The following is a 23,223-nucleotide window of genomic DNA, read 5'->3' on the forward strand; positions in this document are numbered from 1 at the left end:
GAGGGCCCCCCTCCGATCCTTCGGACGTTGTGACGTGCCCGGGGCTAACGTCCGAAGAACCGGAGGGCCCGCCTCCGATCGTTCGGACGTTGTGGAGTTCAGCCGCTAACGTCCGAAGGGCCGGAGGGCCCGCCTCCGATCGTTCGGACGTTGTGGAGTTCAGCCGCTAACGTCCGAATGGTCGGAGGGCCCGCCTCCGGTCGTTCGGACGTTAGCGGGGTTACTTCTTGCGGGTGGTGATTACGCGTTGGAGGAGGATGAATACGCCTAGTAGCAGGCCTACGAAGATTTTGGTCCACCAGGAGCTGAGGGTGCCTTGGAAGCTGATTACCGTTTGGATGAGACCTAGGATGAGTACGCCGAGGACGGTGCCGATGAGGAAGCCGGATCCGCCGGTGAGCAGGGTGCCGCCGATGACCACGGCCGCGATCGCGTCGAGCTCCAGGCCGACCGCGTGCAGGCCGTACCCGGACAGCATGTAGAAGGCGAGCAGTAGTCCGCCCAGCGCCGAGCAGAAGCCGCTGATCGTGTAGACCCCGAGCTTGGTCCGGGCCACCGGCAACCCCATCAGCCGTGCGGACTGCTCGTTGCCGCCGGTCGCGTAGACAGTCCGGCCGAACCTGGTCTGGTGCAGGACATAAGCGGCGATCGCCACCACGGCCACGGCGATCAGCACGCTGGGGGAGATCCAGAGCCCGCCGCCGAGGCCGATCTGGGTCTGCGCGGCGGCGGTGAAGGCCGGGTCGGTGATCGGGATCGAGTCGGTGCCGATCGTGTAGCAGAGACCGCGGGCCAGGAACATGCCGGCCAGGGTTGCGATGAACGGCTGGATCTCGAAGAAGTGGATCATGCAGCCCATGCCGAGACCCAGGCCGGCGCCGATCAGCAGGACCACCACGATCACGGCCAGCGGCGGCCAGCCGGCGTTCAGCAGTACCGCGGCGACCATGGTGGCCAGGGCGACCACCGACCCGACCGACAGGTCGATACCGCCGGTGAGGATCACGAACGTCATACCGACGGCGACGACCAGCAGGAACGCGTTGTCGATAAAGACGTTCAGGACGACCTGGGTCGAGAAGAACCCTTCGTAGCGGGCGCCACCGGCGATGAACATGGCCACGAAGAGCCCGGCCGTCACCAGCACCGGCAGGTATTTGCGCGGAACCACCGCGCCGGTCAGGGCAGTCACCGCGCAACCTCCGTCGTGTCTTGCACCGGCTGGGTCACCGGTCGCTCCCGGCGCGGGAAGGCCCGGGCCCGGAAGGCTGCTGACTGCAGCAGGCAGACCGCCGCGACCACGAGTGCCTTGAACAGCAGCGTCGTCTCGGGCGGTACGCCGATCGAGTAGATCGTGGTGGTCAGTGTCTGAATCACGAGCGCACCCAGGACGGTGCCCCCGAGCGAGAATCGGCCACCGGTCAGCAGCGTGCCGCCGATGACGACCGCCAGGATCGCGTCCAGTTCGATCCACAGGCCGGCATTGTTGCCGTCGGCACTGGAAACGTTCGAGGCCACCATCACCCCGGCGATCCCCGCGCACAGCGCAGCGAACGCGTAGACGGTGATCAGGATGCCGCGCGATCGCAGACCGGCCAGCCGACTGGCTTCCGCGTTCCCACCCACCGATTCGATCAGCAGCCCGAGCGCGAGCCGTCGGGTGAGGAACACGGTGGCTGCGAGCACGACCAGTGCCAGCAGGATGCCGAACGGCAGCATGAACAGGTAGCCGCCGCCGATGACCTTGAATCCCGCATCGGTCACGGTGATGATCTGACCGTCGGTGATCAGCTGGGCCAGCCCGCGCCCGGCGACCATCAGGATCAGCGTCGCCACGATCGGCTGGATGCCGATCACTGCGACCAGGAAGCCGTTGAACGCGCCCAGGACCAGTGCCACTGCAACAGCCAGGGCGACCGCTGCCAGCACCCCGGTCCCTTGGCTGATCGCCAAGCAGGCAAGAGCTCCGGAGATGGCCACCACGGATCCCACCGATAGGTCGATACCACCGGTCGCGATCACGAGCGTCATCCCCAGCGATACCAGCACCAGCGGTGCGCCGAAGCGGAGGATGTCGATCAGGCTTCCGTAGAAGTGCCCGTCCTTCACCTCGATCGACAAGAAGCCGGGAGTGAAGAAGAGATTGAGCAACAGGAGCAGGGCCAGTACGACGGCCGGCCAGAGCAGCCGCCGGTTCATGACCGTCCGCCACTGGCGATGGTCTGCATCAGCACCTCGGTGGTCAGGGTGTCGTCGTTGGGCAGTTCGGCGATCAGCTTGCGGTCGCGCAGAACGCCGACCTTGTGACTGAGCCGGAGGACTTCTTCGAGCTCGGCGGAGATGAACAGCACGGCCATCCCGCCGTCGGACAACTCGGCGACCAGGCGCTGGATCTCGGCCTTGGCGCCGACGTCGATTCCCCGGGTCGGCTCGTCCAGGATCAGCAGCCGCGGTTCGAGAATGAGCCAGCGAGCCAGCAGCACCTTCTGCTGGTTGCCGCCGGACAGATTGCGGACCAGTTGTTCGGGATCGGCCGGGCTGATCTTCAATGCCTTGATGTAGCGATCGACCAGCTGGGCTTGTTGCTCACGGGGGAGCGGGCGGGTCCAGCCACGCCGAGCCTGCAATGCCAGTACGACGTTCTCCCGCACGGTGAGGTCGGGAATCAGCCCGTCGGCCTTGCGATCCTCGGGGCAGAAGGCGATCTTGTGGGTCATCGCGATCTGCGGAGTCCGCAACGACACCGGCGTACCGTCGATCGTGACGGATCCGCCGGTGGCGTGGTCGGCACCGAACAACAGCCTCGCGACCTCCGTCCGCCCGGAGCCGAGCAGACCGGCCAGGCCGACCACCTCGCCCTCGCGGATCGTCAGAGAGAACGGTTCGATCCCGCCGGTGCGGCCGAGCTGGTCGGCCTGCAGCAGGGTACCGGTCGTCCGGGCCGGCGGCCGCTCCTCCAGCCGCTCGAGCTCGGCCAGGTCGCGGCCGATCATCTTCGCGATCAGCTCCACCTGGCCGAGCTCGCCGGTCGGGTAGTCACCCTCGCGCCGTCCGTTGCGCAGGATCGTCATCCGGTCGGCGATCTCGTACACCTGGTCCAGGAAGTGCGAGACGAACAGGATCGCGACGCCCTGGTCCTTCAGGTTCCGCATCACCTTGAACAGTTGCTCGACCTCACCCGTGTCCAGGCTCGACGTGGGTTCGTCCAGGACCAGCACGCGGGCCTGGACCTCGAGGGCCCGCGCGATGGCGACCATCTGCTGGATCGCCAGCGAGTACTGCGAAAGTGGCGCCGTCACGTCGAGATCAAGGTCCAGTGCGGCGAGCCGCTCGGCCGCTCTGCGGCGCATCGGCTTCCACTGGATCCGGCCGAACCGGCGCGGCTCCCGCCCGAGCAGGATGTTCTCCGCGACCGAGAGGTTCGGGCACAGGTTCACTTCCTGGTAGACGGTGCTGATCCCCGCGTTCTGGGCCTCGAGCGGGCTGGCGAAGCTGACCTCCCGGCCGTCCAGCAGGATCGTCCCGCTGTCGGCCGGGTGGACACCGGTCAGCACCTTGATCAGCGTGGACTTGCCCGCGCCGTTCTCGCCCATCAGGGCGTGCACCTCACCGGGCAGCACCCGGAGATCGACGTCGTCCAGCGCCGTGACGCCGGGGAACTGTTTGCCGATCCCGGTGAGTTGCAGGATCGGAGCGGCCGAGGTCATTCGCCTGCCTTCCGTCGGTGGGTCAGTACTGGCGCGAGGCCAGGACCTTCTTGGCCTGCTCCTGGGTGAAGGTGGTCTCCTCCGTCACCACGCGGGCCGGGACCTCCTCCTTGGCGAGCACCTTCTTGGTCAGGTCCATCAGTTGCGGGCCGAGCAGCGGTGAGCATTCGACGATGTAGCTGATCTTGCCGTCGGCCAGTGCCTGCATGCCGTCCTTGACCGCGTCGACGGAGATGATCTTGATGTCCTTGCCGGGCACCTTGCCGGCGCCTTCGATGGCCTCGATCGCACCCAGCGCCATGTCGTCGTTGTGGGCGTAGAGGACGTCGATGTCCGGGGTGGACTTGAGGAACGCCTCCATCACCTCTTTGCCCTTGGCCCGGGTGAAGTCCCCGGTCTGCGAGGCGACGACCTTGAACTTGGGGTCGGAGCCGATGACCTCGGCGAACCCGGCCTTGCGGTCGTTGGCCGGCGCTGAGCCTGTGGTGCCTTGGAGTTCGACGATGTTGACCGGTCCGGCCTCGGACTTGGACTCTTCGGTCAGCCACTTGCCGGCCTTGCGGCCCTCCTCGACGAAGTCCGAACCGAGGAACGTCTTGTACAGCGTCTTGTCGGTCGAGTCGACGGCCCGGTCGGTCAGGATGACCGGGATGTTGGCGTTCTTGGCCTCCTTGAGCACGGTGTCCCACCCGGACTCGACCACCGGCGAGAAGGCGATCACGTCGACCTTCTGCTGGATGTACGAGCGGATGGCCTTGATCTGGTTCTCCTGCTTCTGCTGGGCGTCGGAGAACTTCAGCTCGATCCCGGCGGCCTTGGCGGCCTCCTGGACGGACTTCGTGTTCGCGGTGCGCCAGCCGCTCTCGGCGCCGACCTGCGAGAAGCCCATGATGGTCTTGCCGCCACCAGGCGCGGCCGCCCCACTTTCACCCTTGCCGCACGACGTCAGTGCGACGGCGGTGACGCCGGCCAGCACGAGTGCGGAGATCTTCTTGAGCATGGCGATGCCAGTCCTTCCGTCGGAAACGCGCTACCAGATTGCGCTGCCTAACTGTGAGCGCTAACATTTTGGCCGTCAAGACCTCCCGGCTACGGTCGAGTAACGGGTTGATCGTGCTGTTACCGCTAACAAATGCTGACGGTGCGGTGCTCAGCTGGCGCCGAGCAGTGTTGCGCCCGTGGGGGAGAGGGCGTGCAGGACACTCTTGCCGGTACGGCGACTGGTGATCAACCCGGCTTCGCGCAGGGCCTTGGTCTGTTCGCTGGCAGTGGCCGCGGAGAGGTCCAGGACGCGGGCCAGATCGGTGGTGGTGCGGTCGCCGTTCGCGAGGCAGTCCAGGACTTCGGCACGGGTCTTGCCGATGACGGCTTCCAGCCGGGTGCCCTCGGTGTGGGTGTCCCACCAGCCGAGCCGGTGCTGGATCGGGTAGGCGAGCACGAACGGTTCGCCGGGGACGTCGAGGATCGAGGTATCGCCGAGCGCGAAGAACGACGGCTGGATGACGATCCCACGACCATCGACGTACAGGTCTCGCTCGGTCTTCTTGTTGCGGAGGACGAGGGCGGGCGCTTCCCAGTGCACATGGCCGCCCAGTGATGCGAGCATCGCGTCGACACCCTGGCCGCACAGGATGCGCCGTACCCGGGCCAGCTCTTCGGAGACCTGACTCCGGATCTCCGCCCAGGAGGGCTTGAGATGTGCCTCGTGGTACTGGATCAGGTTGGCGCCGAGCGCGCGCAGTGTCTGCACGTCGCCGGCCGCGAGGTCACGTGCCCAGCCGGTGTGGCGGGGACACTGCTTGTGCAGCGTGACGAGATCGCTGCGCAGGCACGGGCGTGGTGTCCGGAGCACCTCCTCGATACCGGCCCGGAGGTCGACCGTCCCGGTCGCCGGGGTCAGGAAGTCGGCGAAGTAGCCCATCGGCGGTGACAGATGCCGCAGCATGCCCCAGCGGGCCAGCCCGGCCAGCCGGACTCGGCGCCGCCACGGCCCGAAGATCACCGGACCGCCGTTGTCGAGCAGTTGGAGACTGTGCACCAACTCCCAGAGCGGATCGATATCCGGTGCGATCCGGATCCGCCGGATGTCGTCCGTACTCAGATGGATGCGCCACATCGCTCCCCCTTGCCGACCTGCGCAAACAATTCGGCCCCACCCGAAGTTTTACCTCACCAGAGGTTCACCCTTCTACGTTTCCGGGTGTCGAGGCGATCACCGCCTCCGCCCCGCAATCGCCGACCTACGGGAGGAACCATCCATGAAACTCTTGCCGCGCCTGGCCGCAGTGCTCGCCCTCGCCGGAGGTGCTGCCGCCATCACCACCGTGCCGGCCCATGCCGACAACGGTGACGGCAACGTCGCCTGCAACAGCGGAGAGATCTGCTTCTACTTCGACTACAGCCTCGGGAACCTCCGGCGGCATTTCTGGAACGCCGACATGCAGCACAACAACGACTACTACTGGGACCCCGCGAACAACCGGCAGTCGAGCATCAAGCTGATGGACACGGCCGGTTCGTTCTGGAACCGCGACACCGAGTGCGCGATCAAGATCTGGGACATCACCAGCACCGGCGACTGGTTCGTCACCTTCACCGCGCCGCGCGGCTGGAAGGGCGACCTCCGTACGGTCGGCAAGCAGAACCGCAACAACGGCCACAGCCGCTGCTGATGAGCTCACCGGACAACAACGGTTACGGCTGCTCCCGGAGCAGCCGTAACCGGCTCTGGATCCTGCCCCTGTTCCTGCTCACCGCCTGCAGTACGCCGACCGCACCCGCACCCGCAGCCGTCGTCGTACCGACCCCGACAGTCCGGGTCCAGGCACCCAGCCAGCCGTACGACGCCTTCCGTGGCGACCTGCTCGACGTGATCGCGGCCGCCGTACTGGTCGAACGCGACCGCTGCATGGCAAAGGCCGACTACCCCGAACTGCAAGAGATTGGCGGTCAGCCGGCTTCGGGTTCGTTCGACGATCTCAAGGTCACCGCAGCTGCCTTCGGCGCGACGAGCGCTGTGGAAGCACGGCGGCGCGGATTCGGACGGGATGTCCCGGCCGAGCCGCCGGCGGTCCGCAGTACGAGCCAGAAGTTCTCCGATGCGATGGATCGCTGCACGCAGGAGGCGAATGCCCGGCTCGGCCCGAACGCGATGGAGGTGCAGAGCCGGTACTACGACCTCGGGAACCAACTGCGGATGGCACTGCGGCCGGTCTACGCAGACAAGATGCCGCCCCGATTCGCCGTACCGGTTCTAGCTTGTCTGCGAGCCAAAGGCTTCACCTCCAAGACGCCCGACGTCCGGACCTTCGGAATCCCCTTCGGCAACGCAGGCCCCGAGCCGTCGCCCGGTTGGGACAAACGCGGCGTCCTCCAGGTCCGCCCGGCCAACCCGGCTCGCCCTTACGTCCCCACCAGCCAGGAGTCCGCACTAGCAGCTGCCTGGTACGACTGCACAACCACCGCAGGCTGGCCCCGCTTCCAACTAACCCGAGCCCTGGCCCTGCAAGCAACCACAGTCCACAACCTCAAACCCCAACTGGACGAACTGACCCCCACCATCAAATCCCTGGCGCACCAGGCCAACACGGTCATCGCCCAGCAATGATCAGGAGATCTTCAGCGAGCTCACGTTGTTCGCCCAGTTGTCGCCGGTGTTGCGGTGGGTTCGGACACCTCGTGGTGGGCTTGGACAGGTAATACCTTGTCCGCACCCACCAGATCTTGTTCAAGCCCCCGGCTAGGTGCGGGGCTACATGCCTTGGCCGGTGGCTAGTTCGTGGCGGAGGCGGTCGGTGGTGCTGATGGTGAGGGTTTCGTCGACGTACTGCATGTTTGACCGGACTAGGAATCGGAGGACGGCGTCCTGGACCTCTCGGTAGTCCGCCGGTGCCTCGCGTTCGGGGGCGCTGCCGGCGCCGAGCCAGCCGGCGACGGTGGTGCTCTGGCGGCGGATGCGGTTCCAGCGGTTGTGGGTCTCCGGTCCCATCGAGGACTCGATCGCCTCCAGGACCGAGGGTGGGGTCTCTGGCCAGGAGACCCAGTTGCTGATCAGCTCGACCAAGTGGATGAGTGCGGAGTCGAGCTCGTCGTCTGGTGACTCGGTCAGGGCGTCTTCGGTGATGGTTAGCGCGGTGATCAGCGGGGCCGTGTCGCCTCGGTCGATTGCTGGGCAGAGGCGGTGCTGGGCGAGGTGGGTGAGTTGCTCGCTCGGGGTGGGGGCATCGGCGAGGGATGGCCGGAACCACCGCAGGCGTTTCGAGAGGCGGCGGAGGACGGCTTCGGTCGGGTCGGCCGGGCGGCTGAAGAATCTCACCGCCCGACCGTACAGCTGCCCGGCAAGGTCGGCACAAGGTTGGCGCAAGGTCTGGCGGGACCGGGCGGGTGATGCTGAGGCACGTAAGGGCTGTTCGGGGGCCCTGTAATCCCAGCATCGAGAGAACAGGATGAGTCATGAACATTCGATCAACACGGATCCGCTTCGCCGCCGGCGTTGTCAGCGCGGTGGCGGTGGGGGCGCTTGCGTTGAGTGCGTCTCCGGCGTCCGCCGCGCAGTCCGACAACTTTGTGCGTGGCTACGACACCTATGTGGGCGACTGGGGCGACGAGGGGCCGATGGCCTTCGGGTTCCAGGAGCACAACGAGTCGAACGCTGTGTGCCTGTGGCAGAAGATCCTCTGGGCCGAGGGCGCCCAGGAGAAGGACGGCACCAAGTTCGACGCGGCGGACGTCGACGGTGAGTTCGGCGCGAACACGGATCACGCGACCCGGAACCTGCAGGCCAGGTGGAAGCTGACTGTCGACGGCGAGGTCGGCGGCGGCACCTTCGGCCGCGCCGACAACGAGCTCAAGAAGACGGGCGGTAGCGAGGCCCGGGGGCAGAAGCTCGAGATGACGTACTACGGCGATCACGGCAGCTTCTCCGTGGTGCGCAACACCGAGGGCAAGTACTCCTTCAGGGACGGCGACAACGTCTGGCGCATCGCCGGCTACGACTACCGCACCTGCAGCTGACGCTGCCGGGAACCGCTTGGGCCCGTACCGGTTGCAGCCGGTACGGGCCCGGCTGTTACTGCGGTTTGAACGCCCAGCGTTGGCCCTTGCCACCGTGGTAGAACCAGCTGATCACCTCGGCGCCGGCGGTGGAGCTGGCGTTGGCGACGTCGAGGGAGAGGCCGGAGCTGACGGCGATGACGCTGTAGGTGCCGCCGGGGGTCGGTTCGATCCGCCACTTCTGGCACTCGGAGGTGTTGTCCGGGAAGATGATCATGGTTGCTCTGGGCAACTTCGAGCAGCCCTTGATGTCCATCGGGGTCTTGGAGTTGCCGTCGACGATCTTGTACATGTCGTCGCCGAGACTCTTCAGGGTCCACTTCTGACAGAGGCTGGTGCTGGACCAGGTGCCCATCTTCAGCTGGGTGCTTGCCGCGGTCACACACTTCGGTACTTCGAGGACCGTCGTCGTACTGACCGGAGTATCCACCCGATAGCGAGTCGCGCCGGTGCTGCCGCCCAGCTGCGTTGCGTTGAAGGCCGGCCGCAGGATCCACTGCTCGCTGGTGGACTGACCGCACTCCTGCTGCTGGATCAGCGCGCTGTCGTCCAAGGATGCCCCGGCAACGTCGAGACACTTGTTGCTGTGGGCAAATCGCAGCTGTACGACGGTCTCGTAAGCGCTGCCGTCGACGTAGCCGAAGGTCACCTGCTCCCAGGCACGCGGCTCACCCAGACCCCCACCGCAAGTGGACTGTACGGCGTCCGCCTCGTCCTGCGAGCTGCCACCGGCAGCGCTCAGACACTTGACCGGCCCGGCGTCGACCGCAGTGTGTACCGGGCGGATGCTGTACTGGTCGGTGCCCGCGATCGGCATCAGCCGGAACCGCTCGTTCAGCGCGGTCCCGACACAGCGGAACTGGATGTACTGGGTGTTGTCGGCAACGCTGCTGCCCGGGACATTCAGGCACTTGCCGCTGTTCTTGTTCACCAACTCGTACTGCCGGTGCTCGATGTCGAACTTCGGTCCGGTCACCGCCCCGACCTCGCCCGACCAGGTCTTCAGCTTGTCGTCGAACGCGGTCCCGGTGGAGTGCAACGTGTAGACCTCGCGATCGCCGTCGGCCGCGGCGTACAGGAGTCCGACGTCCTCCAGTTTGTCGCCGTCGTAGTCACCGCTGACCATCGTGATCTTGGCCAGTTCCAGTCCGGTCACGCGGCGCCAGTCCGACTTGACGAGCTGGGTGCCGCCGGACTTGAAGACGACCACGGTGCCGTCGGTCGGTGTGTTCTCGGTCAGCGCGATCACGTCGTCCTGGCCGTTGCCATCCGGGTCGGCCACGCTGAACCGGCTCTTGTCCCAGCAGAACCCGTCCACGCCGGAGTCGTAGATCGTGCTCGCCGCGCCGAACGCCGTACCGGTGGAGCGGTAGACGTCGATCGAGGTCCGGCAGCCGGTGAGGTTGCGGACGCTGAGCAGGTCGGCCTTGCCGTCCTTGTCGATGTCGGCGATGAGCGGCGCACTGCGCGACCAGGTGTTCCCGGCCGTCGCCGCGACCCAGTTCACCGGTACGGCGAAGTCGTCGGCGGCCCGGAAGACCTGCGCCTGCCAGTTGTCGCCGGTACCCGCGTTCTGTACGACGATGTCGTCCTTCCCATCGCCGTCCACATCGCCCGCCACCACCCGCGCGGTGCTCAGCTGCCAGCCCGCGGTCTCGGTGGTCCACACCGCAGGCGGGTTCTGGTACTCGTTCCCGTCCGAAGGCAGTTTGTACAACCACATCCGGCCACCCGCGCCGGAACGGAACACGGCCATGTCAGTCCGGCCATCACCGTCGAAGTCACCCTGGACGGGTTTGACCTTCGCCAGCGAGAATCCCGTTCCCTCACCGGTGTCCCACGCCATCTGCCCGGCGTAGAACGTTGATCCAGCCGAGACGACATTCCAGATTCCCGTCCGGCCGAATCCGTGGTCCAGCACCGCAGTGACATCGGCCCGGCCATCGCCGTTGCTGTCACCACGCACTGCCGGAGCCGGTCCGGTCGGCGACTTCGCCGTCAGCTCCCATGCTTCGCGGATACCGCTGCTGTTGCCGGCGCGGTCGACCGCGCGCACATACAGCCGCGAGGCCGGTACGCCGGTCACCGGATCGGGATGGACGGTGATCGGGATCGTCGCGGATCCATCCGCAACCGCCTTCACCCGGCTGATCAGCGCATCGGCCTGGAACCCGTACACGTACTCGTCGACGTCGGTCTCACCGCCAGCAGGTTTGAACGTCACCTTCCCGACCTTGCGCGCCTCGGTCACCGGATCACCGGCATCGGGGAAGTCCACCGACTCGATCCGCGGTACGGCGGGGGCCGACGTATCGATCACGAAGTAGCAGGCCGGAGTCGTCGGGCTGGTCGCGTTCGCGGCGTCCTTGGTGAAGGCCGAGTAGCTGTACACAACACCGTTGCTCAGCTTGCCCGCCGGCGTTTCCGGCCAGGCGAAAGCCGCACCACTGACCGTCGGTCCGACGGCACTCTCGTGCACGACCGCACCGGCCGGATCCTTGATCTGCAAGGTGGTTGTGACGTTGTCGCCGAGGTCCGGGTCGTCCGCGACCGAGGCCCACTGCGGCTGCCCGGTCAACACCGGCGTCGGCGCGGCCGCCGTACCACACGGGCGCGGCCGGGTCAGGCTGAGTCCCTTCGGCATCTTCGGCGCGGTGTTGTACCTGACCGCGAGCACGGCCGAGCTCGGGATGAATTTCTTCCAGTGGTACTGCGCTTCCGTGGTGGTGCCCTCGTTCGGCGACCGCAGCCCGAGCGACAGGGTGGGCTTCCGCGCGTTGGCCACGTTCTGCACCACAGTGCGCAGTGCGGTGGAGACATCGGGTTCGCCGAACTCCATCGGCAGGGACTTCTCCTCCGGCCACGCCGCACCGCTGCGCGTGTCCAGCAAGGTCTTCCAGTACGTCGGGCTGGTGGTGCCCCAGTTGAGGTTCTTGTTCGCGGTGTCCAGGTCCGTGATGTGCCACAGCCCGACCGGCTTGGCGGTTCCCGACGAACTCCAGTCCAGCGTGATCCGGAACTGCGCACTCAGGATCGTGCTGCCGGCGATCGCCTGGGCGCCGCTGGTGGTCCGCATCAGGAACATCGACCGGTACACGTTGGCCGGCTCGCCGTACCGCGGTCCGACCTTCGCCCGAAGGGGGTCGCTGGTGCTGCTGGCCCGGTCGTACGTCCAGCCGTCGGCCTGGCTGGACTCCTTGTTGATGTGCAGCCAGTTGATCGACGTACCGGAGATGGACGGGTCGATGGACAGCGGGTACTTCGCCGTCGGATCGGTCAGCATCTTGCGGTCCGGCGTGACGATGAAGCGGCCGCGTTCGTGCCGAATGGCCAGCTTGGCGAACCGCGGCTTCTCCACACTCGACGCGTCCCACATGGCCGGCCGGTCGGTGGTGTAGACGAGCTTGCCGTTCTTGTCGGTCCCCGACGTGGTGCCATCCGGATTGACCTTAAGGGTCAGACCGTCGGCACTGACCGGAAAGCTCAACGTGGCAAGGGCAGGATTGGCAGCGGCCTCCGGGGTATGCACCACGAGCAGCTGCGAGAACCGGTCGACCTCGGCAGTGATCTGCAGGTCCACGCCAGGCATCACCGAGGGGTACGTCGCGATGTTCCCACTCAGCACGGGCTTCGGGAGCGTGGCCGGCCAGCCCAGCCGGATCTGCGAACCCGGCTTGCCGATCGACACCAGGTTCTGATCGCCGCCGCCGGACAGCACCAGCGGCGAGATCGTGGCGACCGGACGGATCAGACCGTCGGCCTCGAGCCGCAGCGACGGGTCGGGCGCAACCCAGTCGCGGCCCTTGCGGACCCGGACCGGCTGGCTGTGCTGCTCCATGGTCTTGGTGCCGTCAGGGTTCGCGTACACCTGACCGGTCTCGGTGCGCTGGTCGGTCAACTCGACCGGCTGCCCGGTCCGGAGCGCGGTCGCCATCGCGCGCGCGTCCGGTGAGGCCAGCTCCGGATCCATCATCGCCGGAGCCTCAACGGCCGCGGCCTTCACCGGCTCAGCCGGACCAGGAACCAGCAAAGCAGCCACTGCAGCTGCCACAAGACCTAAGGACAAGCGTCGCCGACGCATCCCCCCACCACCCTCACATCAGAGTTCTCCGCCGGACGAAGAAGACCCTGTCATGTTCCTCGTTGACGCGCGACGGGTCCGGCGCGTTAGGTACTGGCCAGTTCCGGAAGTTGTCCACTTCTTACCTGGTGACGGAGCGTGCGCAGGCGGCAAGGTGTTCGCGTCTACCCAGGAGGCCCGCCCATGCCCTCTCGACGGTTCCGCTCGAGACTCGTTGCCAATTCGGCGATCGCCGCCGGACTGGCTGTCACGCTGATCCTGACCACCCAGCAGCAAGGCCTGACCGCGGCAGCCGCAACCCGGCCCGATCCCGCGTTCAAGGCCACCGAATATGAATCCATCGACGGTCGCACCGCGAAAGCCGTTCCCCGGCCCGCGCCGAAGACCGCCGATCGCGAGTTCCACGGTACGGCGGCCACCCGCTGGCCGTCCGCCGGTTCCGCCGAGGTCGCCGTACCGGCGCCGGCTGCGAACGGCACCTGGCAGCTCGCCCTCAACGGCGGCCGCGTCAACGCGCGCGCGAAGGCCGGTCAGCTGCCGGTCTGGGTCGCGCCGACCGCCGCGACCGCACGTGAAGTCCTGGCCAAGGGTGCAACCAGCGCACCGGCCAAGGTCAAGGTCGACCTGGTTGGCCGGCGCGATGACGCGCTCGAGCTGAAGGTCACCCGCGCCGACGGTACGGCGAAGTCCGGCCAGGTGACTGTCGGCGTCGATTACCGCGAGTTCCGCGACACGTACGGTGGCGACTGGGCCACCCGGTTGCGCTTCACCACCCAGCAGGACGGCAAGACCGTCGTACTGCCGACCCGGAACAACGGCAACGGCGACGTGATCGCCGACGTACCGGTCGGTGCGCAGCCGCAGACCTTGATGGTCGCGGCCGGTGAGTCCAGCGGCGCCGGCGACTACAAGAAGTCCGGCATCGGCGACGGCGCCTCGACCTGGAGTATCGGCGGTTCGTCCGGTGACTTCGAGTGGCAGCTGCCGTTCGATGCCCCGCCGGCGTCCGGCGGTCCCGAGCCCGGCACCGGTCTGAGCTACTCCTCCGGCGCGCTCGACGGACTGTCGTCGTCCACCAACAACCAGACCTCGGTCATCGGTCAGGGCTTCAGCCTGATGGGCGGCGGCTCGATCGAGCGCCGCTACAAGACCTGCTCCAAGGACCTCGGTGGCAACAACGGCACCCGCAAGACCGGCGACCTCTGCTTCCGCGGCGACAGCCTGAACATCTCGATCAACGGCAAGTCCGGTGACCTGGTCCTGGCCAAGAAGGACGCCACCGGCGAGGTCTGGCGGATGCGCGGCGACGACGGCTCGATCGTCGAGCGGCTCAGCGGCGCGACCAACGGCGACGACGGTGTCGCCGCCGCCGACAAGGGCGAGTACTGGCGGATGACGGCGAAGGACGGGACGAAGTACTACTTCGGCCTGAACCGGCTGCCTGGCTGGGCGACCGGCAAGGAGGAGACCAAGTCGGCCTTCACCGTGCCCGTCTACGGCAACCACAGCGGTGAGCAGTGCAACAAGACCGCGTTCGCCGACTCGTGGTGCCAGCAGGCCTACGCCTGGAACCTGGACTACGTCGTCGACCGCAACGGCAACACGATGAGCACGTTCTACAACACCGAGATCGACCGCTACGCCCGCAACCTCGCCAAGGCCTCGGTCAGCACCTACGTCCGCGCCGGCAACATCAAGCGGATCGAGTACGGCCAGACCGATGGCCAGGTGTTCACCCAGAAGCCGATCGGCCAGGTCCAGTACACGACGGCCGAGCGTTGTACGCCGTTGCCGTGTGGACCGACGCAGAAGACGTTGTACCCGGACACTCCGTGGGACCTGACCTGCGCGAGCACCACGAACTGCGAGAACCACTACACGCCGACGTTCTGGACCCAGCTCCGGCTGGACAAGGTGACGACCCAGGTGTGGCGGGCCGCGACGAGCAAGCACGAGGACGTGCATTCGTGGTCGCTGCGGCAGGAGTACCTGCGCGGTGACAACAGCAGTCCGGCCCTGTGGCTGAAGGAGATCAGCCCGACCGGTCTGGTCGGTACGCCGATCCAGATGCCCACGACGAGCTTCGACGGCATCCCGCTGGCCAACCGCGTCGACACCGGCAGCGACACCGTTCCGCCACTCGAGTGGTTCCGGATCAACGCCGTACACGGCGGCACCGGTGGCGACATCGCGGTCAACTACGGCCCGATCGACTGTCTGCCAACAGGTCTGCCGGAACCGGACAACAACGACCGGCGCTGCCGACCGCAGAAGTGGTCGCTGCTCGACACCTCACCCGACCGCACCGACTGGTTCCACAAGTACGTCGTACAGTCGGTCCAGCAGACCGATCGGACCGTCTCGGCCAGCGACCCGTGGCAGGCGCCGGTACCGGTCGTGACCAGCGTGGAGTACCTCGACAAGCCGGCGTGGCGTTTCGAGGAGCAGGACGCCGGGACCGACCTGAAGGAGTCGACCTGGTCGCAGTGGCGTGGCTTCGGCCGCGTCAAGGTGCTCAAGGGGCGTGCCGACGAACCGCGGTCCGCCAACGAGACGCTGTACTTCCGCGGCCTGGACGGTGATCGGACGGCCGCCGGCGGCACCAAGGACGTCAAGATCACCGACTCCACCGGTACCGCGGTGGAAGACGTCAACGAGTTCGCCGGCCAGTCCCGTGAGCAGATCGTGTACAAGGGCGCGGAGGTCGTCAACAAGAGCATCGCGGACTACTACCTGTCCGCTCCGACCGCGACCATGACCCGGCCGTGGGGAACGCTGACCTCGCGCTACTCGGGTCAGAAGCAACTCACGCAGTACCAGCCGACCGGCACCGGCGCGGTGAAGATCGACACCCAGAACAACTACGACGCAGGCGGCCGCCTGCTGAGCAAGGACGAGGCCGGCGACCTCAGCACCACGGCGGACGACTCCTGCATGCGGTACACCTACGTCGAGAACGCGGCGAAGAACCTGCGCGAGCTCCCCGCCCGGATGCAACAGGTCGGGAAGCGCTGCGACCAGCCGTTCACCAACGCCGACGTACTGATGGACGAGCGGTTGTTCTACGACGGCGCCACTTCGCCGACCGCTGCTCCGACCGTTGGGCAGGTCACCCGGGCCGAGCGGCTGTCGGGGTTCGACGCGGCCGGTGCGCCGACGTACGAGCTGACCTTCAGTGCGAAGTACGACTCGCGGGGCCGGCAGACCGAGACCACGGATGCGCTGAACCGGACCACACGACGGGACTACAGCCCGGCGTACGGGCCACTCACGAAGGTCACCGACACGGCTCACAACGGCCAGCAGGTGTCCGGGGAGATCGAGCCGGCGTTCGGCATCCAGACCGTCGTCCAGGCGGCCGACGGACGCCGCGGCGTCCGCCAGCTCGACGCCGTCGGGCGCGTCACCAAGACGTGGGATGCCGGACACGCACCGACCGGGCCGGCCGACCTCGAGATGACGTACAACATCCGCGACGACGGACCGTCGTCGGTCGTCACCAAACGCCGGGTCAAGAGCGGCACGTACGACGTCAGCTACGAGCTGTTCGACGGCCTCGGCCGGGTCCGGCAGACGCACGAGCAGTCGCCGCGTGGCGGCTGGCTGGTGACCGACACCCGGTACGACTCGCGGGGTCTCGAGACCAAGGTCAACGGTCCGTACTACACCGCGACCCTGGCCGAGGGCGAGCTCAAGCTCGTTGACGAGGCCACCCTGCCCAAGCAGGAGGTGACGGTCTACGACGAGGCCGAGCGGCCCAAGCGGCAGCTGTTCAAGTCGATGGGCGTGGAGAAGTGGGCGATCGAGCACGACATCGCCACCGGCAGGCAGAGCATCGACCCGCCGGCCGGCGAGACGCCGGTGACCCGGATCAGCAACGCCGAAGGCCAGCTGACCGAGCTGCGCCAGTACCACGGCGCCGGTACGACGGGGACGTACGACAGCACCAAGTACGCCTACTGGCCGACCGGTGACCTGAAGTCGGTCACCGATCCGGCCGGCAGCGTCTGGAGCTACAAGTACGACGTCCAGGGCCGCAAGATCGAGGAGAACGACCCGGACAAGGGCATCAGCAAGTTCGAGTACGACGCCGCCGACCAGCTGGTGTCGACCACGGACGCCCGCGGCGTGAAGCTGCACAACAGCTACGACTCCGTCGGCCGGAAGACCGAAACCCGGCTGAACGGTCCGGACGGTCCGCTGCAGACCAAGTGGGAGTACGACACGCTCGCGGCGGGGCGGACGACGTCCTCGACGCGCTACGTCGTCAAGGACGGCAAGACCGAGGCGTACACGACCGCGATCACCGGGTACGACGCGTCCGGGCAGGCCAAGGGCACGACGCTGACCTTGCCCGCGTCCGAGGGCAAGCTGGCCGGCACGTACACGATCGGTCAGACCTACACCGACGAGGGCAGCGTGGCCACCCGGTCACTCCCGGCGGCCGGTGGGCTCGGGGCCGAGACGATCAACTACGGCTACAACAACCAGGGCATGCCGATCTCGATGGCCGGCCAGGACACCTACGTCCGGGCCCTGACCTACACGCCGTTCGAGGATGCCGACGTACTGACCCTGGGCACAGCATCTGGTCCGTTCGTGCAGCAGAAGTTCGAGTACGACCAGATCACCCGCCGGGTGAGCCGGGTCGTGGTCGACAAGGAGCTGTCGCCGCAGCGGGTCTCGGACACCCGGTACGAGTACGACCCGGGCGGCAACATCAAGAAGATCACCGACATCGCCCCGGCGGCGTCGAACGAGGCCACTGACACCCAGTGCTTCGACTACGACTACCTGAGCCGGCTGACCCAGGCGTGGACGCCGAAACCGGGTCAGGACAACGCAGCCGGCGACTGCGCGGCCGCACCGAGCGCGGCGAACCTCGGCGGGCCGGCGGCGTACTGGCAGCAGTGGGAGTTCGACGCGGCGGGTAACCGCAAGTCGGAGAAGACGACCACACCTGCCGGGACCACGACGAGCACCTATGAATACGGCAGCGCGAAGCCGCATGCGCTGACCGGCGTCACCACGACCGGCCCAACCGGGACCAAGACCAAGACCTACGGGTACGACGAGGTCGGCAACACGACCCGGCGCACGGCTGACGGCAAGGACGAAGTCCTCAGCTGGGACGCCGAGAACCGGCTGACCGGTACCACCAAGGGCACGGCCTCGACGGCCGCGGTGTACGACGCGGACGGGAAGCGGCTGATCCGTCGCGACTCGACCGGGACGACGCTGTACGTCGGAGAGACCGAGTTGCACCTCGACAAGTCCGGTCAGACCGTGACCGGGACGCGGTACTACGCGTTCGGGGACCGAACGGTCGCCGTCCGCTCCGGCGCGAAGCTGAGCTGGCTCATCAGCGATCTGCAAGGAACGCCGCACACCGCGATCGACTCGGCCACGCAGGTCGTGCAGAAACGCCGGACGATGCCGTACGGCGACACCCGCGGCACGGCGCCGACGGACTGGCCGGGACAGCGCGACTTCCACGGTGGCACCAGCGACGCGGAGACCGGGCTGGTCCAGCTGGGATCCCGGCTGTACGACAAGAGCATCGGCAGATTCATCTCGGTCGACGCGGTGCTCGACACCGCCGATCCACGGCAGATGAACGGGTACGGCTACGCCAACCACAACCCGGTCAGCTACAACGACTCCAGCGGCGACCTCGCTGTGGTCGTCGTGATCCCGGTGCTGGTCATCGTGTTCATCATCGCGTACATGCTGCAGATGTACCTGCAGTCGTACCAGCAGGAAGTCCAGACGATCGAGTGGCGCGAGAAGGTCGAGAACATCTGGGACGTCCTGAGCTGGGCGTGGAAACAGGTGGTCAAACTCGTCAAGGTCGTCGTGACCACGATCGTGACGCTGTGGAAGCTGATCACGGTGCTCGTCGCCTACCTGATCGTGAAGGCGAAGATCATCTACCGGACGATCGTCAAGCACTACCCGGACAAGCGGCAGCCCAGGAACACCGCCCGGCGCGACGGCGGCGGCAAGAACACCCAGGTCAGACCCAAACCCCGTCCCCCGGCCGTCAAGCCCAAGCCGCCCAAGCCCCGTCCCGGACCCGTGGACCAGGATCGGCAGCAACAGCAAAAGAAGAAGAAGGGTCCGCAGCAGACGCCGCGCAGGCTCGGCGACGGACCGGACAAGGACACGCCGCTCTACCGTGGGGTCAGGCCGGGCGACACGGACCCGTGGAAGCTGAAAGAGGGCGAGGCGAAGCTGCAGGACGGCACCGACTTCGTGAAGACCAACGCCGGGCCCTCGACCGACACCGATGCCGCGAGCCTCGCCGCGAAGGGCTTCGTGCCCTGGACGGTCAACAAGGACACGATCAGCCCCAGGCTGCGGATCATGCAGACCGGCCGGAACCCGACGCACTACGAAATCATGCCGAACGCAGGTGAGCAGATGACGAAGGAGACTTTCCAGAACCTCCTCAATAACATCGTGCTGACCCCGTACCGACCGTAGGAGACACGATGACCCAAGCAGGCTGGCGGTTTGTGGCCCCGGACGATTTCGATGATTTCGACTGGGCCGAGGTGACGGACCGTGGCGTGCTGGGTGGCCGACTGGTGCACGGCGACCGGGAGTTCCCGGTCGTCGTGTACGACCCGGTGCGGATCGGCCAGGACGCCGAGCGCGGGACCGAAGGCGGTGTGGTCCTGTACGAGGCCAACGTCATCATGGTCGAGCACCTCACCCGGGAAACCGCCGAGGCGGCTGTGGCCCGCCTCGCGAAGGCCGGGTCGTTCGACTGGCTACTGGGTTAGGGCCTGGGCTTTCGCCGTACGGCGGCTGAGCAGGTAGGCGACCAGTGCGGTCGGGAAGAACATCACGATGCCGTAGACAGCAACCGGTGTTGCCATCTCGCTGTTGTTGAGCAGCGAGGGGCTGAGAGCAATGGTGAGTGCCAGGGTGGCGTTGTGGATGCCGATCTCCATCGAGCACGCGATGGCCTGGCGCTCACCGAGCCGGGCGGCCCGCGGTAGGGCGTACCCGAGGGCGAGGCTGATGATGTTGAGCAGCAGCGCGATCAGGCCGACCGCGGCCAGGTAGTCGAGGAAGTTGTCGCGCTCGGTGTAGATCGCCGCGAAGATCACCAGCGCGAGCACCAGCGCGGAACCGATCTTGACCGGACGCTCCATCCGGTCCGCGAAGCCGGGCTTGCGGTTCCGGACCAGCATGCCGAGGGCGACCGGCACGAGCACGATCGCGAACACCTGCAGCATCTTCGCCGGCTGCAACCCGAGCTGCCCGGACCCGTCCATGAAGTGCGCCACCGACAGGTTCACCACGATCGGCAGCGTGATCACCGCGAGCACCGAGTTGACCGCGGTCAGCGTCACGTTGAGCGCGACATCGCCCCCGGCCAGATGGCTGAACAGATTGGCCGTCGTACCGCCGGGCGAGGCGACCAGCAACATCATCCCCACCGCCAATGCCGGCGCCAGCCCGAACACCTCCACCAGCCCCAGGCAGATCACCGGCAACAGGACAACTTGAGTGCCGAGCGCAACCAGTACGGCCTTCGGCATCCGCGCCACCCGCGCGAAGTCCCCGGTGGTCAGGCTCAACCCCAGCCCGAACATGATGATCGCCAACGCGATCGGCAACAGCACCGAAGTAAGCACAGAATCCGTCATGGCGTGAGCTCCCGTTCCTGAACCGGCGACAGCCGGGAGCCCAGGTTCCCCCACCCGAGCCGTCCCGTCCAGACGCCGCGACGGCTGAGCGCACTGGCCGAGCACCCTGGCTGGGCGCACCAACGCGCCCAGCCGGTGCGGCCGGGCGCGTCGGTGTTCAGCTGTGGCTCAGTAGCCGATGCTCCAGAAGAGGTTGACGCCCGCGCCTTGCCCGGAGCCGATCTGGACGCTGCGGCCCGTGCAGTTGGTGCCGGAGTAGGCGGTCTGGCGGATTCCGGACAGGTTCCGGACATAGTCGAACGTGTGAGAGACGAAGTGACACTGACCCGGGTACATCGGGCCGTTCTTGGAGACGAGTGCACCCTGGTAGTACGTGCAGACCTCGCCGCTGTAGCACGGCGGGTCGGCGGCCGCCGGTCCCGCGGTAGCGCCCAGCAGCGCCGTCGCGCCGATGATGACCGCGGTGACCGTACGGGCGATGTTCTTCTTCATATCGTTCCCCTTCGAGCTGGCGTCCATTGCCCCGAAAACGTAGGCGGTGCCGGAGCGGCATTCGAGGGTTTCGACCTGTGCCGTAAGGGCCGGAGGTTGGCCCCGTCGGTGTGTTACCCAGCCAACCGGAGTCGTTGCTTCACGCAACCATCACCACCCGCGCGTCTGCCAGGTTTCGACGTACGGGAGTTCGGTTCCGACTGTGGTGTCGGGGCCGTGGCCGGGGTGGATGGTGGTTTCGGGTGGATGGGTGAGGAGGGTGCGGACCGACTGCATGATGGCGGGGAAGTCGGTCAGGGGGTAGTCGGGGCTGGTCAGGCCGGGACCGCCGGGGAAGAGGGTGTCGCCGGTGAAGAGGTGGCCGTCGGCGTACAGGGAGAGGCTGCCGGGGGAGTGGCCTGGGGTCGGGATGATCTGGACGTCGAGTGGGCCGAGCGAGATTGTGGTGGGCGTGGTGATCTCTTGGTCGAGGTGGCCGTCCCAGAGTGGGATGCCGGGGGTTGGGCGTGGGGCTTGGCCGTTGGCGACGAGGCCGGCGGTGGCGGTGCCGGCATCCAGGTAACCGTGCCGCTTCAGGTGGTCCAGCTCGGCGGCCCAGACCTCGCGTTCGGCGGGGTGGCCGATGATCGGAGCGTTGAGCGATTCGGCAAGGGCGGTCAGAGCCAGCACGTGGTCGGCGTGCGCGTGCGTGAGCAGCACACCGACGACCTCGTACGACGCCGCAGCCGCGGCCAGGTAGTCCGGGTCGTCACCGGGGTCGACGATCAACGCTGGTGGTCGGCCCGGAAGGTCTGGCGCGATGATCCAGCAGTTCGTGTCGAGGTACCCGACCACCAACCGTTCGAGCCGGATCACGAGGCCTGCTTGAGAAGTCGCTCGGCCCATCCCGGGTCGGTGTTCGCGGCGATCGGGTAGCCCGCGGCGAATGGGCCTTCCCAGCGGACGCTGATCCCCGGGTTGTGAACGCTGGAACCATCAGGCAGGACGAACTGCGGGCTGCCCTGGATCGCATCGGTGACTGCAACTGCGTGGTCGGCCATCATGATCGACCGGGCCCGGCCGTCGTCGAGAGCAGCAGCCAAGGCGATGGCGTCGATACCGGTCTCGGTGGCCACATCGAGGATCACTTGCCGATGCGCGATCGACCGGGATTCGAACCAGAACGCCTTGCGTAGCGCGTGATCCAGCTCCTCGGACTCCTTCGCTCCCTGCTCCTTGGCCGCATGTACGGCCTCGGCCGCGAGCAACACCGTCGACGGGTAAGCCCAGTCCGGCTGCGACCACAACCGGAAGCCGGCGGCCGGTTCCAACTGCCCCAGACCAACCGCCTCGCTGTCCGTCCCGGGGCGGGGGTGCGGCCCGTTGAACAGCTCGAGCGCGAACGTGTGATGGTCCAGCACCACGTCAACCCCGAGCTGCTCCCGCGCCACCCGGAGCCGATGGATCGCCACATGAGCGAACGGGCACAACAAATCCGACCAGACCTGGATCGCGTTCACTCGCCCTCCTCATGGTCAGTCCCCGGAGGGTTGCTGCTGAAATGCTCGGGCCGGACGAAGACCGCCGTACGACGGTCTTCAGCCATCGCCCGGTCGTATTCATCCAGATCCGGATGCTCCCCACCAGCCGCGTGGTAGATGTCGCGCAACACCACCCGCAGCGCCTCCGCATCGAGCCCCGGCAGTTCGTCATCCGGCCCGGCCAGCTCGACTGGCCCGGTCACCCCGGTCCAATCCCACCCAGCCCGAAACACCAGCGTGGCCCGCGGATTCCGCCGCAGATTGGCCAACTTCGCAGTCCGCCCACGCGCAACGAACGCCACCACCGGCTCCCCGGTCAACGGATGATCCACCACCCCGGCATTCACCACCGAAGCCGCCGGCTCGCCCGACCGCCGCTGCGTCACCAGCACCGCCAGCCAAAAGTCCTGCCGCCCAAGCGCCCGAACCCGCTCAAGTCCCGCCCGAATATCCATACCCAGACCTTAACGGACCGCAGTCCGCTTTCTCAAGACCCGCACGCCTACCCGTGCGACCGTCCACTCGGACGCAGCCGCCCGCGGCACCGCACACCCACCGATCCACGGAGTCCCACTGCCAAATAGAGGCTGTTGCAGAATCGGCGTGGCTGGTGCGTATAACCCGGTAGGTGTTCGATTATTGGGTGTGGCGAATGGGTATCGGCCGGTTGATCGTGGTCAGGGTTTCTTGTTGCCGCCGGACATGTCTGA

Annotated in this window: 17 protein-coding genes; 5 read left to right on the plus strand and 12 right to left on the minus strand. The window is 66.9% G+C overall.

Annotated features, from left to right (window positions below):
* Positions 1–220: 220 nt before the first annotated feature.
* The 5 genes from yjfF to E1261_RS08400 all read right to left on the minus strand — a co-directional run bounded on the left by yjfF (position 221) and on the right by E1261_RS08400 (position 5,823).
* Positions 221–1,192: a galactofuranose ABC transporter, permease protein YjfF gene (yjfF, locus tag E1261_RS08380; RefSeq protein WP_132404470.1), complete on the minus strand. Its 972-nt coding sequence runs from the start codon at positions 1,190–1,192 to the stop codon at positions 221–223.
* Positions 1,189–2,199 carry an ABC transporter permease gene (locus E1261_RS08385; protein WP_132404472.1) on the minus strand — a complete coding sequence of 337 codons (1,011 nt, stop codon included), beginning with the start codon at positions 2,197–2,199 and terminating at the stop codon, positions 1,189–1,191. Before E1261_RS08385 ends, yjfF begins: the two co-directional genes overlap by 4 nt.
* Positions 2,196–3,707 (minus strand): sugar ABC transporter ATP-binding protein, encoded by a 1,512-nt coding sequence (locus E1261_RS08390; protein WP_132404474.1) that lies wholly within the window; start codon positions 3,705–3,707, stop codon positions 2,196–2,198. Before E1261_RS08390 ends, E1261_RS08385 begins: the two co-directional genes overlap by 4 nt.
* Positions 3,708–3,729: 22 nt before the next feature.
* Positions 3,730–4,707 carry an ABC transporter substrate-binding protein gene (locus E1261_RS08395; protein ID WP_132404476.1) on the minus strand — a complete coding sequence of 326 codons (978 nt, stop codon included), beginning with the start codon at positions 4,705–4,707 and terminating at the stop codon, positions 3,730–3,732.
* 150 nt (positions 4,708–4,857) lie between these two features.
* Positions 4,858–5,823, minus strand: coding sequence for an ArsR/SmtB family transcription factor (locus tag E1261_RS08400; RefSeq protein WP_132404478.1), 966 nt, complete (start codon positions 5,821–5,823; stop codon positions 4,858–4,860).
* A gap of 142 nt (positions 5,824–5,965) precedes the next feature.
* On the opposite strand from E1261_RS08400, the gene E1261_RS08405 reads away from it, so the two are divergent.
* Complete coding sequence (locus tag E1261_RS08405) at positions 5,966–6,379, plus strand: hypothetical protein (protein ID WP_132404480.1); 414 nt, start codon at positions 5,966–5,968, stop codon at positions 6,377–6,379.
* On the plus strand, positions 6,379–7,314 hold the full coding sequence (locus E1261_RS08410) for a hypothetical protein (protein WP_132404482.1): 936 nt from the start codon (positions 6,379–6,381) through the stop codon (positions 7,312–7,314). Before E1261_RS08405 ends, E1261_RS08410 begins: the two co-directional genes overlap by 1 nt.
* 144 nt (positions 7,315–7,458) lie before the next feature.
* Here E1261_RS08410 and E1261_RS08415 read toward each other — a convergent pair whose 3' ends face one another.
* Positions 7,459–8,022: a hypothetical protein gene (locus E1261_RS08415; protein ID WP_132404484.1), complete on the minus strand. Its 564-nt coding sequence runs from the start codon at positions 8,020–8,022 to the stop codon at positions 7,459–7,461.
* Between the two features lie 137 nt (positions 8,023–8,159).
* Here E1261_RS08415 and E1261_RS08420 point away from each other — a divergent pair, with 137 nt between their 5' ends.
* Positions 8,160–8,720, plus strand: a complete 561-nt coding sequence (locus E1261_RS08420) for a peptidoglycan-binding domain-containing protein (RefSeq protein ID WP_132404486.1) — start codon at positions 8,160–8,162, stop codon at positions 8,718–8,720.
* A 55-nt stretch (positions 8,721–8,775) separates the two neighbouring features.
* On the opposite strand, the gene E1261_RS08425 is transcribed toward E1261_RS08420, so the two are convergent.
* Complete coding sequence (locus E1261_RS08425; protein WP_165952422.1) at positions 8,776–12,798, minus strand: RICIN domain-containing protein; 4,023 nt, start codon at positions 12,796–12,798, stop codon at positions 8,776–8,778.
* Between the two features lie 225 nt (positions 12,799–13,023).
* Here E1261_RS08425 and E1261_RS08430 point away from each other — a divergent pair, with 225 nt between their 5' ends.
* The gene (locus tag E1261_RS08430) at positions 13,024–19,326 is read left to right on the plus strand and encodes an RHS repeat domain-containing protein (RefSeq protein ID WP_132404490.1); all 6,303 of its coding nucleotides are present in this window, start codon (positions 13,024–13,026) and stop codon (positions 19,324–19,326) included.
* 8 nt (positions 19,327–19,334) lie between these two features.
* On the plus strand, positions 19,335–19,628 hold the full coding sequence (locus E1261_RS08435; protein WP_132404492.1) for a hypothetical protein: 294 nt from the start codon (positions 19,335–19,337) through the stop codon (positions 19,626–19,628).
* Here E1261_RS08435 and E1261_RS08440 read toward each other — a convergent pair.
* From E1261_RS08440 to E1261_RS08460, 5 genes are all read right to left on the minus strand, one after another.
* Positions 19,617–20,501 carry a bile acid:sodium symporter family protein gene (locus E1261_RS08440; protein WP_132404493.1) on the minus strand — a complete coding sequence of 295 codons (885 nt, stop codon included), beginning with the start codon at positions 20,499–20,501 and terminating at the stop codon, positions 19,617–19,619. The genes E1261_RS08435 and E1261_RS08440 overlap by 12 nt on opposite strands.
* Before the next feature lie 168 nt (positions 20,502–20,669).
* On the minus strand, positions 20,670–20,993 hold the full coding sequence (locus E1261_RS08445) for a hypothetical protein (RefSeq protein WP_132404495.1): 324 nt from the start codon (positions 20,991–20,993) through the stop codon (positions 20,670–20,672).
* A gap of 150 nt (positions 20,994–21,143) precedes the next feature.
* Positions 21,144–21,848, minus strand: a complete 705-nt coding sequence (locus E1261_RS08450; protein WP_165952423.1) for an MBL fold metallo-hydrolase — start codon at positions 21,846–21,848, stop codon at positions 21,144–21,146.
* Positions 21,845–22,492, minus strand: coding sequence for a DsbA family oxidoreductase (locus tag E1261_RS08455; RefSeq protein ID WP_132404499.1), 648 nt, complete (start codon positions 22,490–22,492; stop codon positions 21,845–21,847). The genes E1261_RS08450 and E1261_RS08455 overlap by 4 nt, the downstream gene beginning before the upstream one ends.
* Positions 22,489–22,968 (minus strand): pyridoxamine 5'-phosphate oxidase family protein, encoded by a 480-nt coding sequence (locus tag E1261_RS08460; protein ID WP_132404501.1) that lies wholly within the window; start codon positions 22,966–22,968, stop codon positions 22,489–22,491. Before E1261_RS08460 ends, E1261_RS08455 begins: the two co-directional genes overlap by 4 nt.
* Between the last annotated feature and the right edge of the window lie 255 nt (positions 22,969–23,223).

This window comes from Kribbella albertanoniae (genome assembly GCF_004348455.1).
Classification (GTDB): Bacteria; Actinomycetota; Actinomycetes; order Propionibacteriales; family Kribbellaceae; genus Kribbella; species Kribbella albertanoniae.